The 14417-nt window shown below is 59.1% G+C and carries 10 protein-coding genes; 5 read left to right on the top strand and 5 right to left on the bottom strand.

Going from position 1 to position 14417, the window contains the following annotated elements; genetic code table 11:
* Positions 1 to 316 precede the first annotated feature (316 nt).
* Together AC3EML_RS17790 and AC3EML_RS17785 are read left to right on the top strand one after the other, a co-directional pair.
* Positions 317 to 2332, top strand: a complete 2016-nt coding sequence (locus AC3EML_RS17790) for an acyltransferase family protein (protein ID WP_352521838.1) — start codon at positions 317 to 319, stop codon at positions 2330 to 2332.
* 5 nt (positions 2333 to 2337) lie between these two features.
* On the top strand, positions 2338 to 4413 hold the full coding sequence (locus AC3EML_RS17785; protein ID WP_081726789.1) for an acyltransferase family protein: 2076 nt from the start codon (positions 2338 to 2340) through the stop codon (positions 4411 to 4413).
* On the opposite strand, the gene AC3EML_RS17780 is transcribed toward AC3EML_RS17785, so the two are convergent.
* The 3 genes from AC3EML_RS17780 to AC3EML_RS17770 all read right to left on the bottom strand — a co-directional run bounded on the left by AC3EML_RS17780 (position 4343) and on the right by AC3EML_RS17770 (position 8655).
* Positions 4343 to 6367: a hypothetical protein gene (locus tag AC3EML_RS17780; RefSeq protein ID WP_155923178.1), complete on the bottom strand. Its 2025-nt coding sequence runs from the start codon at positions 6365 to 6367 to the stop codon at positions 4343 to 4345. The two genes, AC3EML_RS17785 and AC3EML_RS17780, sit on opposite strands and share 71 nt — an antisense overlap.
* Positions 6368 to 7630 carry a glycosyltransferase gene (locus AC3EML_RS17775; protein WP_352521837.1) on the bottom strand — a complete coding sequence of 421 codons (1263 nt, stop codon included), beginning with the start codon at positions 7628 to 7630 and terminating at the stop codon, positions 6368 to 6370.
* Between the two features lie 116 nt (positions 7631 to 7746).
* A complete protein-coding gene (locus AC3EML_RS17770; RefSeq protein ID WP_156937208.1) occupies positions 7747 to 8655 on the bottom strand; it encodes a hypothetical protein in 909 nt (302 codons plus the stop codon).
* 141 nt (positions 8656 to 8796) lie between these two features.
* Between AC3EML_RS17770 and AC3EML_RS17765 the strand changes: the two genes are divergently transcribed.
* Positions 8797 to 10605: an ABC transporter ATP-binding protein gene (locus AC3EML_RS17765; RefSeq protein ID WP_245260009.1), complete on the top strand. Its 1809-nt coding sequence runs from the start codon at positions 8797 to 8799 to the stop codon at positions 10603 to 10605.
* 71 nt (positions 10606 to 10676) lie between these two features.
* Here the strand turns inward: AC3EML_RS17765 and AC3EML_RS17760 are convergent, their stop codons facing one another.
* Positions 10677 to 11516, bottom strand: a complete 840-nt coding sequence (locus AC3EML_RS17760; protein WP_023713500.1) for a class I SAM-dependent methyltransferase — start codon at positions 11514 to 11516, stop codon at positions 10677 to 10679.
* Positions 11513 to 12643 (bottom strand): glycosyltransferase family 4 protein, encoded by a 1131-nt coding sequence (locus tag AC3EML_RS17755; protein WP_023734113.1) that lies wholly within the window; start codon positions 12641 to 12643, stop codon positions 11513 to 11515. The genes AC3EML_RS17760 and AC3EML_RS17755 overlap by 4 nt, the downstream gene beginning before the upstream one ends.
* A 339-nt stretch (positions 12644 to 12982) precedes the next feature.
* Here AC3EML_RS17755 and AC3EML_RS17750 point away from each other — a divergent pair, with 339 nt between their 5' ends.
* Positions 12983 to 13564, top strand: coding sequence for an NAD-dependent epimerase/dehydratase family protein (locus tag AC3EML_RS17750; protein ID WP_352521836.1), 582 nt, complete (start codon positions 12983 to 12985; stop codon positions 13562 to 13564).
* 46 nt (positions 13565 to 13610) lie between these two features.
* A complete protein-coding gene (locus AC3EML_RS17745; RefSeq protein ID WP_023734114.1) occupies positions 13611 to 14405 on the top strand; it encodes a class I SAM-dependent methyltransferase in 795 nt (264 codons plus the stop codon).
* The last annotated feature ends 12 nt before the right edge of the window (positions 14406 to 14417 follow it).

Genomic DNA, 14417 nt, shown 5'->3' with positions numbered 1-14417 from the left:
GATGGGGCAAACAACCACTTTCATATCAAGGCTGGCGAGTTTTCGTCGCCCTCGATATCATCAGCGAACAAACACCCACCCGAAATCCTGCCAGTTCTCCGTCCTTTGGTCACCAGACCATAGCTGATTCTGGCACATCCCCACCAATGTGGAGATTTCCGTCGTTCTGGCCGAAACAAATTGTGGGGCTATCTCCACGTTTCTCGCAATGCAACTTGCACCTCCAACAGCGAGTGCCGCCACTGCATAACTCAGGCCATCGACTCATATCGCGCAATTAGGCTAAGAGGCCGAGGGACTGTTCCGGGGGGGAGCTTTGAAGTCCGACTATCGCCCAGATATTGACGGGTTGCGCGCTATCGCAGTGGTCGCAGTGGTTTTTTTCCATTTTGACGTGCCCGGTTTTCGGGGCGGCTTTGCTGGCGTTGATGTCTTCCTTGTTATCTCCGGTTACCTGATCACGCGCCTTTTAATGGCTGAAGGCGGCGGACTGTCCCTTGTGGAATTCTACGGCAGACGCATGCGTCGAATATTGCCGGCGATGCTGGTGATGATCTGCTTCTCACTCGTTGCCGGCTGGTTTCTGTTGCTGCCGGGCGACTATGAAGGTCTGGGACGCAGTGCGGCATATTCCACGTTCGGATTGGGAAACTATTATTTCCTTTGGAATACCGGCTATTTCGATCGCGAGGCGGCGCTGCTGCCGCTGCTTCATCTCTGGTCGCTCGGCGTCGAAGAGCAGTTCTATCTCGTATGGCCGCTGTTGCTTCTGGTTGCCAACCGGCTGTCACGCGGCCGCCAGCTCCCCGTTGTCGCGCTGATCTGCATTGTTGCGCTGGTCAGCTTCTCGATCGCCCTCAATCTGGTGGAGGCCGATCCGAAGCAGGCATTCTATGTTCCCTTCAGCCGAGCCTGGGAGTTGACTATCGGCGGCCTGCTCGTCTTTGCGCCACCGAAAGGCCGCGGGCGTACGTCCAAATGGTTTGAGCTGAGCGGCCTTGGTCTTGTAGTCGCAAGCATCCTTTTTCTCTCGCCGAGCCAACCGTTTCCAGGCGTTTTCGCGCTCGGTCCTGTGATCGGGGCTGCTCTGGTCGTCTGGCCGCGGTCGCAGTCGACGATTTCGGCCGTGCTTGCGAGCGCGCCGTTGCGATCGACGGGCAGAATCTCCTACAGCCTGTATCTCTGGCATTGGCCGATCCTCGTGTTCTTTCGCCATTATATTGGCACCGCAATGCCCTCGGCGGTTGAATCGTGCGTGCTTGTAGCGGTTGCCTGGCTGGTGGCGTATCTGTCCTGGCGGTTCATCGAGGAACCCGTTCGCCGCCTGCGGGCGCCGCCATCCAGCGTGCTTCTCGCTGGTGCCGCCGCGGTGGCAATGGTTTGCCTGAGTGCCAATGCCGTGTTCGAAGCCCGTGGTTTCACCAGCAGGATCTCGAAGCAAGTCGAGGCAATGCGCAGCCTCGATGTGATGTGGGACTGGTCATGCCCGCAGATGGTCAGCATCGCTGAGTTGGGCAGTACCTTTTGCGCGTTCGGTGCGCCCTGGGACAAAGCGGCGCGCCACGCCGTGCTCTGGGGCGACAGCCATGCCGAGCATCTTGCGCCGCTGTTAGACAGCGCAGGTAAAAGAGAAAACACGGCTTTCTTTCTTTACCGCGCCTGTCCGGCCGCCTTTGGAGAAGGTGTCCACCGCGACTTTCCGGATTTGGCCGGATATCGGGAAAGCTGCTCATCGTCGCGAAAGGCCGCGGTCGCCATGCTGAAACAACGCAATGACATCTACCTCGTGGTGCTCTCCGCAGCCTGGACAAGCCTTGCCGACACCAATGTCCTTGCTGACAATGGTGAGAGGCAGACCAGCAAAGTCCTGTTGTTGCGCGATGGCCTGCGTAGCCTCATCCAGGAAGTCGAAAGGGCGGATCGGCGCGTCGCAATCATTGGCCAAGTGCCTGGTCCCGGCCTGGACCTGACTTCATGCGCAGCGATGCTCGAAAGCGGTATGCTAAGGCGTTGTTCGACCGAGATGAATGGCGAGCAAGTCTTCCGGATCTGGTCGCCTATGGTGTCCGCGCTCGCATCGCTCGTTCATGACAATAACGTCGTCTTCGTCAATCCGCTCAAAGGGATGTGTCCAGACAGACACTGCGCAACCTACGTCAATGGCGAGTTCATCTACCGAGATGGTTCGCATATACGCAGAAACCTGAAGCCCGAGACAGACGAAGCCGTCGCGCGAATGATGGGTCTCTATCCGGCCCTGAAAGGCCAGGAGCAAAACCGATTGTCGGCCGCCAACACCACCCCGTCTCAAACGGCTGGCAAGAGCAATTGAACGGGATGCGAAGCGGCCAGGCTCCGCTCTCGACCACGGCTGGAATGGCCTGTTCGGAAGACAGCCGCGCGTTGCGGGTTGGAGGACAGTTCGGCAGCCCGTCATGTGCGGCAGCGGCTGGGGACGGTCACCGCACGGACATAGACGGGCTTAGAGCGGTCGCGGTGCTGGCTGTTTTGTTTTTCCACCTGAGATTCGCAGGTTTCTCCGGCGGCTTTGTCGGCGTCGATGTGTTTTTCGTAATCAGCGGCTTTTTGATCACCCGCATTGTGGCCACCGATGTGGAGGCAGGGCGTTTCAGTCTGGCGCATTTCTATTCGCGCCGGGCTCGCCGCCTGCTGCCGGCATTTTTCGCGACATTTTCCCTGTCATGCATCGCCGCGTTTCTTCTGCTTACGCCTCAACATCTGGAGACCTTCGCGAAATCGCTGATGGCATCGAGTTACGGCGTTTCGAACATCTTTTTCTGGCGCGAGTCCGGCTACTTTGATCTCGCCGCGCGGATGAAACCGCTCCTTCATACATGGTCACTCAGTGTGGAGTGGCAGTTTTATCTCGTCTGGCCGATGCTGCTTTCAGTTTTGCTTGCCGCATTCCCAGGACGAATGGTTTGGTCGATCATCACGATTGCCATTCTCAGTTTCTGGCTCATTGTCGCATTCCAGGACGGATCGTTTTGGCCGTTTGCGGGGACCCCGGCGGCGGACTGGATCGCCGACGGCCGTGCAACCGTGTTTTACAACACGCCATTTCGCGTGTTCGAGTTCGCCTGTGGCGCGGCGCTGGTCTGGCTTCCCAAGCCGCGACCTGTCCTTGTCCACGAGCTGCTCGCCTGGCTGGGCTTGGCCCTCATAGCGTTTGCAGTGTTCTCTTTCGACAGCCGTTCGGGCGCGCCCGCCTGGAACGTGCTTGCCCCTGCCACCGGCGCCGCGATGGTGTTGTCTGCGAACCGTTCGCGATTGGGAGGTTTCGCCTTGCGCAATCGCGCAGTCGGCTATCTTGGTCGCATCAGCTACTCGCTCTACCTCGTTCATTGGCCCCTGATCGTGTTTTGCGAATACGGTTTGCTTCGCCCCCTGCTTCCGACCGAAGCGCTCTTCGTCGGGCTTCTGGCCCTCGTCATGGCCATGTCGATGTTTCATTTCGTCGAGCAGCCTTTTCGCGCTGGCCATGGCTTGCTCCCCTCTTTTGGACTTGCCTTGACTGGCCTGCTCTCATGTTCCGTGGTCAGTTACGCGATGTCGGGCGGAATGCCGTGGCGTCTTCATTCCGTCGCGGGGAACGAACTTGCCAACAGCGCAGCCCTGAAGGCGATCACCGGCTCGTTGGCCTGCTTGGATTTCTGCGAGTTCGGCAACCTTCAAAGTCCAAAGAAGATACTCGTGGTCGGCGATTCGCACATCGACCAATACACGCGGGCGCTTCAAGAACTCGGCGGTCAAGAATTCCATTTCCTGCTGGCCGATGCCGGCAATTGCTATTTCGGAGCAGAGTTCCAGACCAGAACAAACGGCGCGGTCACGCGGCACTGCCGGAATGCTACCGACCAGGCGGCTCGCTGGTTGAAGGCCGGTGACATACTCGCCATTGTCCAAGCGCAGCGCTGGCCCGGATATCGCACTCTTCTCGAACGGAAAGTGGATGGTGCGCCTGTCGAGATGCCCGACCTGGCAAAACTGTATGCGACCATGCTTGGGGACTTAGCGAAACTCTATGCCGCTTTTCGCGGTCCGGTGATCCTGATCGGGCACACGCCGGACGCCAATGTGGTCTGCCATTTGAGACCGACTTACCTTTCCTTGCCCTGCCCGGTTCCCACCCGGGTGGAGAACGTCGCCTTCGACCAGGCATTCATGGTTTTCGCCAGCCATTCCAGCTTTCACCTGCTTGATCCCGGCGAAACCATCTGTTCGGCAAATGGCTGTGATGTGACGGACGGCGCAGGGCATAGCCTCTACCTGGATGAGAACCACTTCTCCATCTACGGGGCACGCCTTGTTGTTCCGAAAGTCATAGAGAGGCTTCGCGACGACTTATCCGTGGCGTCAAGGCAGACGTCGACACAATCGACCAAGCGATGATTGTGCCCAGGAGAGCAAGGCACAGCGCGCTGACTGAGAGCGGAACGGCGACTGCGTAGGTTCGTCCGTTTTGGCGAGGGTCGCTCGAATCCGTGGCCGAAAACAGCACCGCGTCCCGCCGGCGAAAAGTATATTCGCCCGGGCCAACAGCCGGCCATGCGTTCGGCGCCCATTCAACTTGGTGGAGCGGGGTCCCTTCTTCACGCAGGTCTGAAGCCTTCAACAGGGGATCGAGGACAAGGTTGTCAAATTGGAAAAGGCCAGGAAATTGCGAGCGTGGTAGCAGCGTCTCGTACCCGCCTCTTGCGGTAAACATGGTCTCGTTCTGCAGCCGTCCGGTAACAAGCGACGGTGTGATGAGCAATATCGCAATGCAGCCAGCCGCAAAGGCCATCACGCCTGCATTAGCTCCAAAAGCAAAGCTGCGATGCTCGCCTTTTTTTGCTGAGGAATGTGTTTCAGTAAATCCCCGCCGCTCGGCAAGCATCCCACCAATTCCCAGCGCGACCGGAAGAAAGAGAGAGGGCGTCAGCAAGAGGTCATGCGATGTCAGCATGACCCCTACGAGTGCGACACCAAGGGCCAGATCGCCGGCGCTGCGGACATACCAGAAAGCGGAAGCGACCAGGCCGATCGGGATCAACCAGCCGATGTGCCCAAAAGCAATTGCGAAAAGGACAAGGGTGTTGTGAGGCGCGAGAGCCTGCGCCACCTCAAGGCCGCGACCGAAGAAGCCGCCTTCTCTGTACGCGAGCAGGCCTCGCTCCAGAAAGAGTGCTCTTGCCGAGATCGAATTTCTCTTGCCCTCGTCCACGAGACGTTCGCCTAGCGCCTGGATCTTGGCAGCGTTTGTGGATTGGCCTGTCGCGGACGAAGGCAGGCCGCTGAACGGAGGCGCAGATGAGGCAGTGGCTCGCGCAGGATCGGCTTGCGGAGGGTCTGATCTGATCGAAGGTTCTGCCGTGGGCTGGTCAATCGTCGCAGCCGAACTTGATTCAGCCAGAGCTTGTTGAGACGACGGCGCAACCGGGTCTAAGGCGGACGACGCAACCTCATTATGTGATGAATCGACAGCATCCGCCGCCTCATCGAGCGCCTTTCCAACCGAGATCATCCCGGCGAAGGAGTTGCCGACGGAAACGCGAAAATAAACATTTGTGGCGAGCGCGACACCGATTGTCCCCAGCAGTATTAATGCGACGGCGAGCGGGCGACCCCAGCCCCTTGGATCGAGCCTTAAACGACGGTGACCCCGAAATTGCTGCCAAATATCAACGGCAAACGGCACCGCCACGGTGCCACAGGCTGCAAGAATGTTCGAGCGGGAAAGCGTGACGAGCAGAGCGGCGCTTACGAGAACAAGGAAAGTGGCACGCCATTTTGGCGCGACGGCGCGATAGCTCGCCGCGGCGCCAAGAAGCAGGCCGGCGGCTGCCACATTCGGATTGATCGCCAGGCCGGCGGCTCTGCCAAGCGTACTGGTGAAGCCGTTGGCAAAAAGAAGGTCGAGGAAGCAGACCACCGCATTGAGCGCCGTCACCGACGCACATAGACGCAGCACCATTGCGGGCGATGAGGCGAGCATGAGGACAATCGCCCCGCCGCCAAGGAAAAGGGTAATCAGGTAACACTTTGCGACGATGCCAAGTGGATGAAGCGCAACCGGGGCAACCGCCATCGCCCCGGCGATCGCGAGCAGGAGGATCGCGCCACGCACGTCCCGACGGATTGCAAGAACGGCAATCGAAACAATCAACACGCTGCCGTAGAGGGCATGGAAAACCAGTCTGGCGAACTCGTCCCGGCCCGTAAAGAACGGCAGAAAATAGGGCATGAACCACGACTGATAGATAACTATGGCAAATGCACACAGCCCGGCGACGACACATGGCAGGATGCTGCGCGGCGTAGACGCCGAATTCACCGGGCCTTGGAAGTGAGCAATCCCGCTCATTCACTTGCCCGCGAGGTAGAGGGTTTCATAAGCGTCCACCATAGCCCTTATGGAGTAGCGTTCGCGCATCGCCCGCTGACGAAATTTTCGGTCCACTGTCTGCTCGGGCAACCGCTCGAGAACGGCAAGCAGTCCGCGGGCCAGATCGGCAGGGTCACGAGGCTTCACCAGCACACAACCCGGCATCCCCGAAACTGCCTCCGGATTTCCACCGACATTGGTGGCCACCACTGGGAGGCCTGCGGTGAGTTTTTCCATCAGGGCGTTGCAAAAGCCTTCCTCGTGGGAGGCGATCACGCCGATGTCCATGCCGGCAAGCAGGCCTGGTACGTCGTCCTGAGCCCCGAGCAGCCGAACTGTCGATCCGACGCCAAGCCGCTGGGCTTGCTCCGTCAGCGCCTGCCCAATACCTCGATCTTGTCCGGCGATGAACAACCTCAGCTCCGGCCGAGTTTGGCTTGCGCTTGCGAAAGCGTCGATAAGATCTTTGTGTCCCTTATAGGGAATAAGATTGGCGACGATGACGACCCCGACATCGTCAGGTTCAAGACCAAGGCTGCGCCTGATCTCATCACGGCGATGGCTGATACCATCGAAACGGCTCAGATCGAGACCATTGGCAATCACGCGCACGCGGGCGAGATCATAGCCATCCCGGGCCGCCATGTCGGCCGCGACCGCATGCGAGTTAGCGACCACCACATGTGAAAACCGATTGGCGATTCGATCCATGCGCTTCAGCCGCGGCCATCGCTCCTGGTGGTTGCCGAGACCGCGCCTGGAGGTGATGACGAGTGGGGCCAGCGCAAACCGACCTGCCAACGCGCCCAGAAAGTTGGTCAATGGCAAAAAGGCGTGAACCACGCGTGGCCGGGTCAAAATGATGCGACCAACGAGCAAAGTGATCGCGGCGCCGAGCACCAGCATTGCCTTGACGCTCGGCCGCGTCTTGGGGGCAACGCTCGATTTTTCTTCCGCCCCCGCCGCTGTCAGTGATGCGGGCAAGGGATTGGGGCGATGAAGCCCGTAGGATATTCGGATACCGGCACGATTTAGCGTTTCCGCAAGAACACCGCCCGACGAGAGGGCAAAGACCTCGACCTGCCAGCCCCGCGCCTTCAACTCCTTGGCAAGCAGCACCAGTTGGCTTTCCGTGCCTCCGAGATCGAGCGTCCCGATAATGAAGAGCACGTTGCGACGGGTCCTTCTCAGGCGCGCGGTGGAAGGCGCGGCAACGCGCTGTCGGCTTTCAGCATTAGTCAACGCAAGGTCTTCTCGCAGCGTCGCTCACCCCTCCGCCTGTTCTCGCCCGTCCCGCTTCCACATAGCGTCCAGAGCCGGCAAGAAGAAGTCGTATTGCGCATACAATCCACAAAAGGTCACGAGCCGGCAAGATCAGCTCCAGCCTGCCGCGCAGCAGACGGGCTGCGTCCTTCACGATGCCGCAGCATCATCCCGAACGTGGCAAGCACCATTCCGGTTGCCAGGAGGGCGAGTGGCGGTGCCCATTTGAGCCGCTCGAACTTTGCCTCGTATGCACGCACGCCGTCGAGGTCCTCTATGGTGCCAGCCGGTTGCCAAGCCCCACCATAAGCCGTCTTCAGCAGGGGCAACATCGGCGCGAATTGCGCGTAGTAGGTGTCGATGATTGACGGCTCCCTCTGCACGTCCTCAAGCGAGCGAGGAACAAAGACGCCGTAGTCGGAATCCAGAATATTGCCGTTCGACACTACCACGGTGTGTTGGGGGACACTGTAGATCGTCGCCTCGATGCCTTGATCGGCAAGGATGGAATAGACGATTTTGGACACCTGGGAACAGAACCCATACCCCCGGGCAAGCCCTTTGCGGGGCGTTACAAACTCATAATTTTGCAGCGTTTCGCGATATTGCGGCCGGAAGCTGAGCATCCAGAGCAGGTAGTTGTCAAAAACGCTGATGCGCGTGTAGGACGTGTCGGTCGCCGCCCAGCTGTCGCCTACCGTCCAATAATGCACCATTCCACCCGCGACAGCCTTTGTCAGGCGCTCGAGATAGGCCTGCATGGGTTCGTCCGTAGCGCGGTAGAGGTCATCGACATCCACCACCTTCTGCTGGAATCCCAGCGGCCCTTCGGTTGCCTCGGCAGGTGGTGCCGGGTAAGCGCTGATCAATCCGAGCGGATAGGCCGAGACAAACAGCAGGAAAGCCGCCCCAACCCCTGCCGAGAAGAAGCCGAATGAGCACAGCAATGCAGCAGTTAAGCTTGGCCGCAACTTTTGATACCGAATCTCAAAGGCATCATTCATGGTCGAAGACTATCACCTCGTCGCGGCCGTGGCTTCTAGTCCATTGCGAGGAAATTTGTGGACGGACCACCTTCGGCGCTTCTGTGATAAATTGCCAATCGACGTCGGTTGTGGCTTGTCGTGGCCCGCTGGACGTGTGCATTGGGCCCTCTGAATACGGACATCGATTTGGCGTTGAGCGGAAACCGAGACTCGGGCAGCACTTTCGACACAATGCGGCGCTTGTGGCGGCAGGTATCGCAGCGGCGGCAAAGGCAGTTTTTCGGCCTCCTTGTCCTGATGGTGTTCGGTGCTCTGGCGGAAGCGGCCACGCTTGGTGCCTTGCTGCCGTTTCTTGCGCGCATCGCCAATCCTGAGACGGTTGGCGGACAGTCGTTTCTGGCGCGTCAGCTTGCAGGCTTTCGGCTGACCGGCTCTTCTGACAGCCTGCTCGGGCTCACGGTTTTGTTTTCCGTAGTGGCCATCGTGGCCGGTGCCGTGCGTATACTCCTCACCTGGGCCACGAATTCATACGTCTTCTCGCTGGGACATGAGGTGGGCGTGACCGTCTATGACCGAGTGCTGCGCCAGCCCTACAACTACCACGTTTCGCGCAACTCCAGTTCGGTGTTGGCGGCGCTACGACAGGTACAAGCAATCACCGCTGGCGTGATGCTGCCACTGTTGCAATCAATCAGCGGCATAATCATCGGTGTCTTCGTCGTCGCAGCGCTTTTCATACTAAGTTCGATCATCACCTTCGTTATCTTCGCGGGCTTTGGTGCGGTGTATCTCGCCATGTCGCTTGTGATCCGAAAACACCTCAAGCAGAATGCGCGGATCATCGCTAGCGCGCAGGCCGAAGGCATTCGTTCTGTACAGGAGGGGCTGGGCGGTATCCGCGATGTCATTATCAACGACACACAGCCATATTTTCTTTCCCGCTACAGCGAACTCGACCTGCGCCTGCAACGCGCCAACGCAACGAACGCGCTTGCAGCCAGCGCTCCGCGTTTCGCGATTGAAGCCGCGGGTATGGTGATCATCGCGGCCCTCGCCTATTTCCTCATCATCCGATCCAACAATGCCGGCGAGGTACTGCCAATACTTGGAACATTCGTGCTGGGAGCCCAGCGTCTGCTGCCATCGATGCAGCTTGTATACGGCAATTGGGCGTTGATACTCAGCAATCTTGCCGGCGCCGAAGTTGTGCTCCAGGCGCTGGAAGCACCACTTGGCCCCGAATGGAACGAGCCTCCAGCCAGGCGCCTGCCATTCGAACAAGCGATCATACTCAAGGACGTGTCGTTTCGTTACGCCTCCGACCAGCCGCCGATACTCGAAGGCTTCAATCTCAAAATCCCGAAGGGGACCAAGGTCGGCTTCGTAGGCAAGACCGGCAGCGGCAAGAGCACGACGGTCGATCTGATCATGGGTTTGCTGGAACCGACCAGCGGAGCGATCGAGATCGACGGGCAGACGTTGGACGGCGCTACGCGACGTGCCTGGCAAAGACAGATCGCACATGTGCCACAAAGCATATTCCTGGCGGATGCGTCCATCGCAGACAATATCGCCTTCGGCATCGACCCTGCCAGGACCGACCACGAGCGCGTCCGCAGCGCGGCGCAGCAGGCCGCGTTGGCGGACTTCATAGAAAGCTTGCCGCAGGGCTACGAGACGCGTGTTGGCGAGCGCGGCGTCCGCCTGTCGGGAGGTCAACGCCAGCGAATAGGCATCGCGAGGGCTTTGTACAAACAGGCATCTGTGCTCGTCTTCGACGAGGCGACGAGCGCTCTCGACATGGAGACCGAGGCGGCAGTCATGGAGGCGATCCGAGAACTGCCCACCGATCTGACAATATTGATCATCGCACACCGTCTCACGACAGTTGAAAGTTGCGACGAGATCGTAACCCTTGAACACCGCCAGCCGCATATCTCGACGACAACCGGCGGACAGATCGCTTGAATGCATCGCGTGGACGGGTTCGGCAACGTGCCTGATCGGGCTGGCGCCGCCGGTGCAGCAAGGCCGCCACGTCAGTTCGGTTTGGATTGCACCTTGCCAGGGTTCTGGAAGAGAAATTCCGTGCAGGCTTCACCGGTGGATATCCTGACGATTTCGAAATCGAACCGTTGCTTCAAGAAGTCGATCACGGCCTGGTCGTCGGCGAACTCCATCGGCCACCCTCCCAGCCAGTCGCGGACGTCGGTCATGTAACTCATGCCGCGACCTTTTTTCTTCTCGCGAATCTGCTTCAGGAGCATTGGCAGCCGAAGTGGATTTCTGCCAAGGCCGAAACGCCAGATGTACCAGCATTCGATCCATCGCCTTTGACGAGGGTTGGCGGCATTGTACCGACGTTTCACATTGAGCCAGAATTGCGCGGAAGGCGTTACGACATTCGACGAATAGAGAGCGATGAAGAAAAGGCCGCCAGGCCCTACCCTTCGTGCAGCATTCTCAATTGCTTGCCACATGGCGCCAGTGTGATGGAGCACGCCCCATGAATAGACCAAGCTCCAAGTGCCCAGCGCCTCAAGATAGTCGGCATCGAGAACGTCACCTCGTTCGACGGCCCAGTTCGGCGGGTCCCCGGCCAATTTGCGAAGCCTGCCGGTGGTACTTACCGAAAGAGGATCAAAGTCGAAGGAATGTATCCGATCCGCCTTTGCGTCGAAGGCGGCAAGCGAGTGTAGCCCGCTGCCGCTGCCGATATCGAGAAAATCCATTCCTTCCAGGCTCTGCTTGCCGAGGAAGGACAGAAGCTTGTCGGCCGCCACCTGCCGACGTTCAGTCGAGTAGTGTTTGTCGACGAACGACGCCCAATTGGCTCCGAACTCGTACCGATTCGACGATGGGTTGCCTGTGAATGTCATCCTGCGGCTCGGACTCCCCCTTCGATGATGCCCATCATGTCAGCTGTAACTTTCTGAATATCATAGCGCTGTTCGGCAATCGATCGGCTGTTCTTGCCCATGGATAGGGCTTCGTCGGGGTTGTCTATCAAGCGGATCATGGCTTCAGCCAACGATGTGGTGGCACCAACCGGAACCAGCAGCCCGTTGACCCCGGGCACGATTGGCGCCCGGCAACCCGGCGCATCCGTTGTGATCACCGGGCGCCCCATCGCCATGGCCTCCAGAACCGATCGCGACGTCCCCTCGCGATACGACGGAAGCACGAAGATACGCGTATCCGCGATGATGTGACGGACGTCCTCGACCGGTCCGTGATAACGGATGGCTCCGCCGGCGACTGCCTCCTCAACCTCCGATAATGGAAACCCCGAGGGGTTTGGATCCATATCTCCGACGAGGTGGAAACGGGCGTCAGGTCTGACAGCCCTAACCAGCGTCGCCGCACCCAGATATTCGGCGAGGCCTTTGTCACGCAGCAGGCGTGCAATCATCAGAAATCGCGGCTGATCGGGTAGTGGCGCGACTTTGAATCGGTCTAGATCGACTCCCGAGCCGTTGACGACATTAGCTTGGGTCCGCCCGAGCAGCCCAAGGCGACGGAAGTCGTTGCGGTCATCGTCGTTCTGGAAGGTGACCGTGGTGGCAACCCGAAGGCTTGCGGCATAGAGGAGCCGAGCCACTGCGTTTACCATCCTCCAGCGTGGTGACTTGTGCCGGTCCGTGAAGGCGTAGCCGAGGCCGGTGACAAGTGCGTGCCGTCGCTGGATCCCGGCAAGCAACGCAGCCGGCATGCCGTAGACGATCGGCTTGATTGCACAGGTCAACACCACCTGAGGCTTGAGTTTTCTTAGCCGGTTGTGGAGACGAAAAGCCAACACCGTATCGCCGAACGGAGCAATCCCGGCTCGTTCCATTGGCAATGGATGAAAGTGGACGCCGTTCTCGGCCAGCCAACGAATGGTCATGGCGTCGACCGGCGCCATGGCATGAACTTCGTACCCGGAATCGCGCAGCGCAAGAAGCAAGTGTCCCCTGGTGCTTGCGAGGGACGTTGGTTCGCTGACGATGACGACGATTCGTTTCATGCAGTCATTTCTTGGGAGATTGCTCGCGACCCATTCGACCCTTGTAGATTTTTGACACGCAAAACCCAATCATGGCGCATGTTATCCACAACATCGAGCAGATGCTTCGCCAAAAGTGTCTCAGAGTTGCTTTCGAGCGGAGACTTGCCCCTTGGCAACAGCGTGTCGTTGAATTGACGTAACGCCTACCATACAAGGACGTCGACTCACTACCTGAGGAAACCTGCCTATGTCCGAACGCATTGCTGTTATCGGCCTGGGATGGCACGCCTCGGTGAACCATCTTGTCTATGCGTCATCGAGCTCGATTTACGGCCCCAGCACGCGCATGCCGTTTGAGTGCCCGATTCGGCTGACCATTCGCTCAGCCTCTACGCCGCCATCAAGAAAGCAAACGAGCTGATGGCCTATACATACAGCCATCTGTTTGCACTGCCCACGACAGGATTACGCTTCTCCACCGTCTATGGTCCGTGGGGACGGCCAGACATGGCCCTGCTCATCTTCGCTGAGGCCATCGTCGCTGGCGAGCCGATCGACTTCTTCAACCATGGCAACATGCAGCGCGATTTCACTTATGTCGGCGATATTGTCGAAGGCATCGTCCGCGCCATGCGTCAGCCCGCGACACCCAACCCGCAGTGGGAAAGCGTCGCCGGATCCGGCGATCAGCAACGCGCCGTTCAGAATCCACAATATCGACGGCAGTTCGCCAGTTCAGCTGAACGGCTGATCGCGGTGCTGAAGAACGCGCTCCGACTAAAGGCGAACCGCAATCCCATGCCGCTGCAGCCGGGTGACGTGCCGGCAACTTTCGTCGATGTCAGTTCGCTCGAGGAGGCGACGGGATCCAGGCCGGATTCCAATAGAGGTCGGAGTTCTCCGCTTTGCGAATGGTATCGGGAGTATTATCGGGTATGATCCGCAGAGGCGGTGCCACGCAAAAAGGACGACAGGTGGGCGACAAATGAACGTGCGCTATGATTTCGGCCGCAACTGGTCCGAGCTTGCCGCGCGTTTCGAGGCCGAACATCTGGACCGGGCGTGTGAGGATCTTGGTCGACTGGCGGGTGACCTCAACGGCATGACTTTTCTGGACATCGGCTGCGGCTCGGGGCTGCATTCAGCGGCCGCACTCCGGCTCGGCGCGGCGAAAGTCACAGCACTCGATTATGACGCGGATTGCGTGGAGACGACCAGGGCCGTCCTGTCCCGGTTTGCACCCGATGCCGATTGGACCGTTGAGCGGGCCGATATCCTTGACAGATCCTCGCTGCCCACCGGCACGTTCGATGTCGTCTATTCATGGGGGGTCCTCCACCATACCGGAGATATGTGGACAGCGATCGCCAATGCGGCTGGCTTGGTCGGCCGCTCTGGGCGACTGGGTATTGCGATCTATCTTAAGACGCCGCTGTGCGGACTATGGACGGTCGAAAAGAGGTTCTACGCCTCGCATCGATGGGTACGGCCGCCGATCAAGGCGGTCTTTGTCTCGGCTTATATGGTCGCAAGGACCCTGCGCCACCGGGACCCGATATCGTTTGTAAGGAACTACCGCGCGCGCCGAGGCATGGAATTTCTGGCGGATGTCGACGACTGGCTTGGCGGCTATCCCTATCAATCCGCGTTAGCCAGCGAGTTGGAGCGGACTGTGGAAAATCTTGGGTTTCGCACGGATCGGCGTTTCAATGTGCTGCCGGGAGTTGGCCTTTTCGGCACCGGCTGTGGTGAATGGTGTTTCGAGCGGATAGATTTATAGCCACCGGCTTCT

This window comes from Mesorhizobium sp. P170090, assembly GCF_057786115.1.
The sequence above is the reverse complement of the archived record's forward strand: the minus strand, read 5'-3'. Positions and strand labels throughout refer to the sequence as shown.

Excerpts from the sequence above, each read along its gene's own strand:
- AC3EML_RS17760 (WP_023713500.1), bottom strand. The coding sequence starts at position 11,516 with ATGACATTCACAGGCAACCCATCGTCGAATCGGTACGAGTTCGGAGCC.
- AC3EML_RS17755 (WP_023734113.1), bottom strand. The coding sequence starts at position 12,643 with ATGAAACGAATCGTCGTCATCGTCAGCGAACCAACGTCCCTCGCAAGC.
- AC3EML_RS17770 (WP_156937208.1), bottom strand. The coding sequence starts at position 8,655 with ATGAATGATGCCTTTGAGATTCGGTATCAAAAGTTGCGGCCAAGCTTA.
- AC3EML_RS17745 (WP_023734114.1), top strand. The coding sequence starts at position 13,611 with ATGAACGTGCGCTATGATTTCGGCCGCAACTGGTCCGAGCTTGCCGCG.
- AC3EML_RS17785 (WP_081726789.1), top strand. The coding sequence starts at position 2,338 with ATGCGAAGCGGCCAGGCTCCGCTCTCGACCACGGCTGGAATGGCCTGT.
- AC3EML_RS17780 (WP_155923178.1), bottom strand. The coding sequence starts at position 6,367 with ATGAGCGGGATTGCTCACTTCCAAGGCCCGGTGAATTCGGCGTCTACG.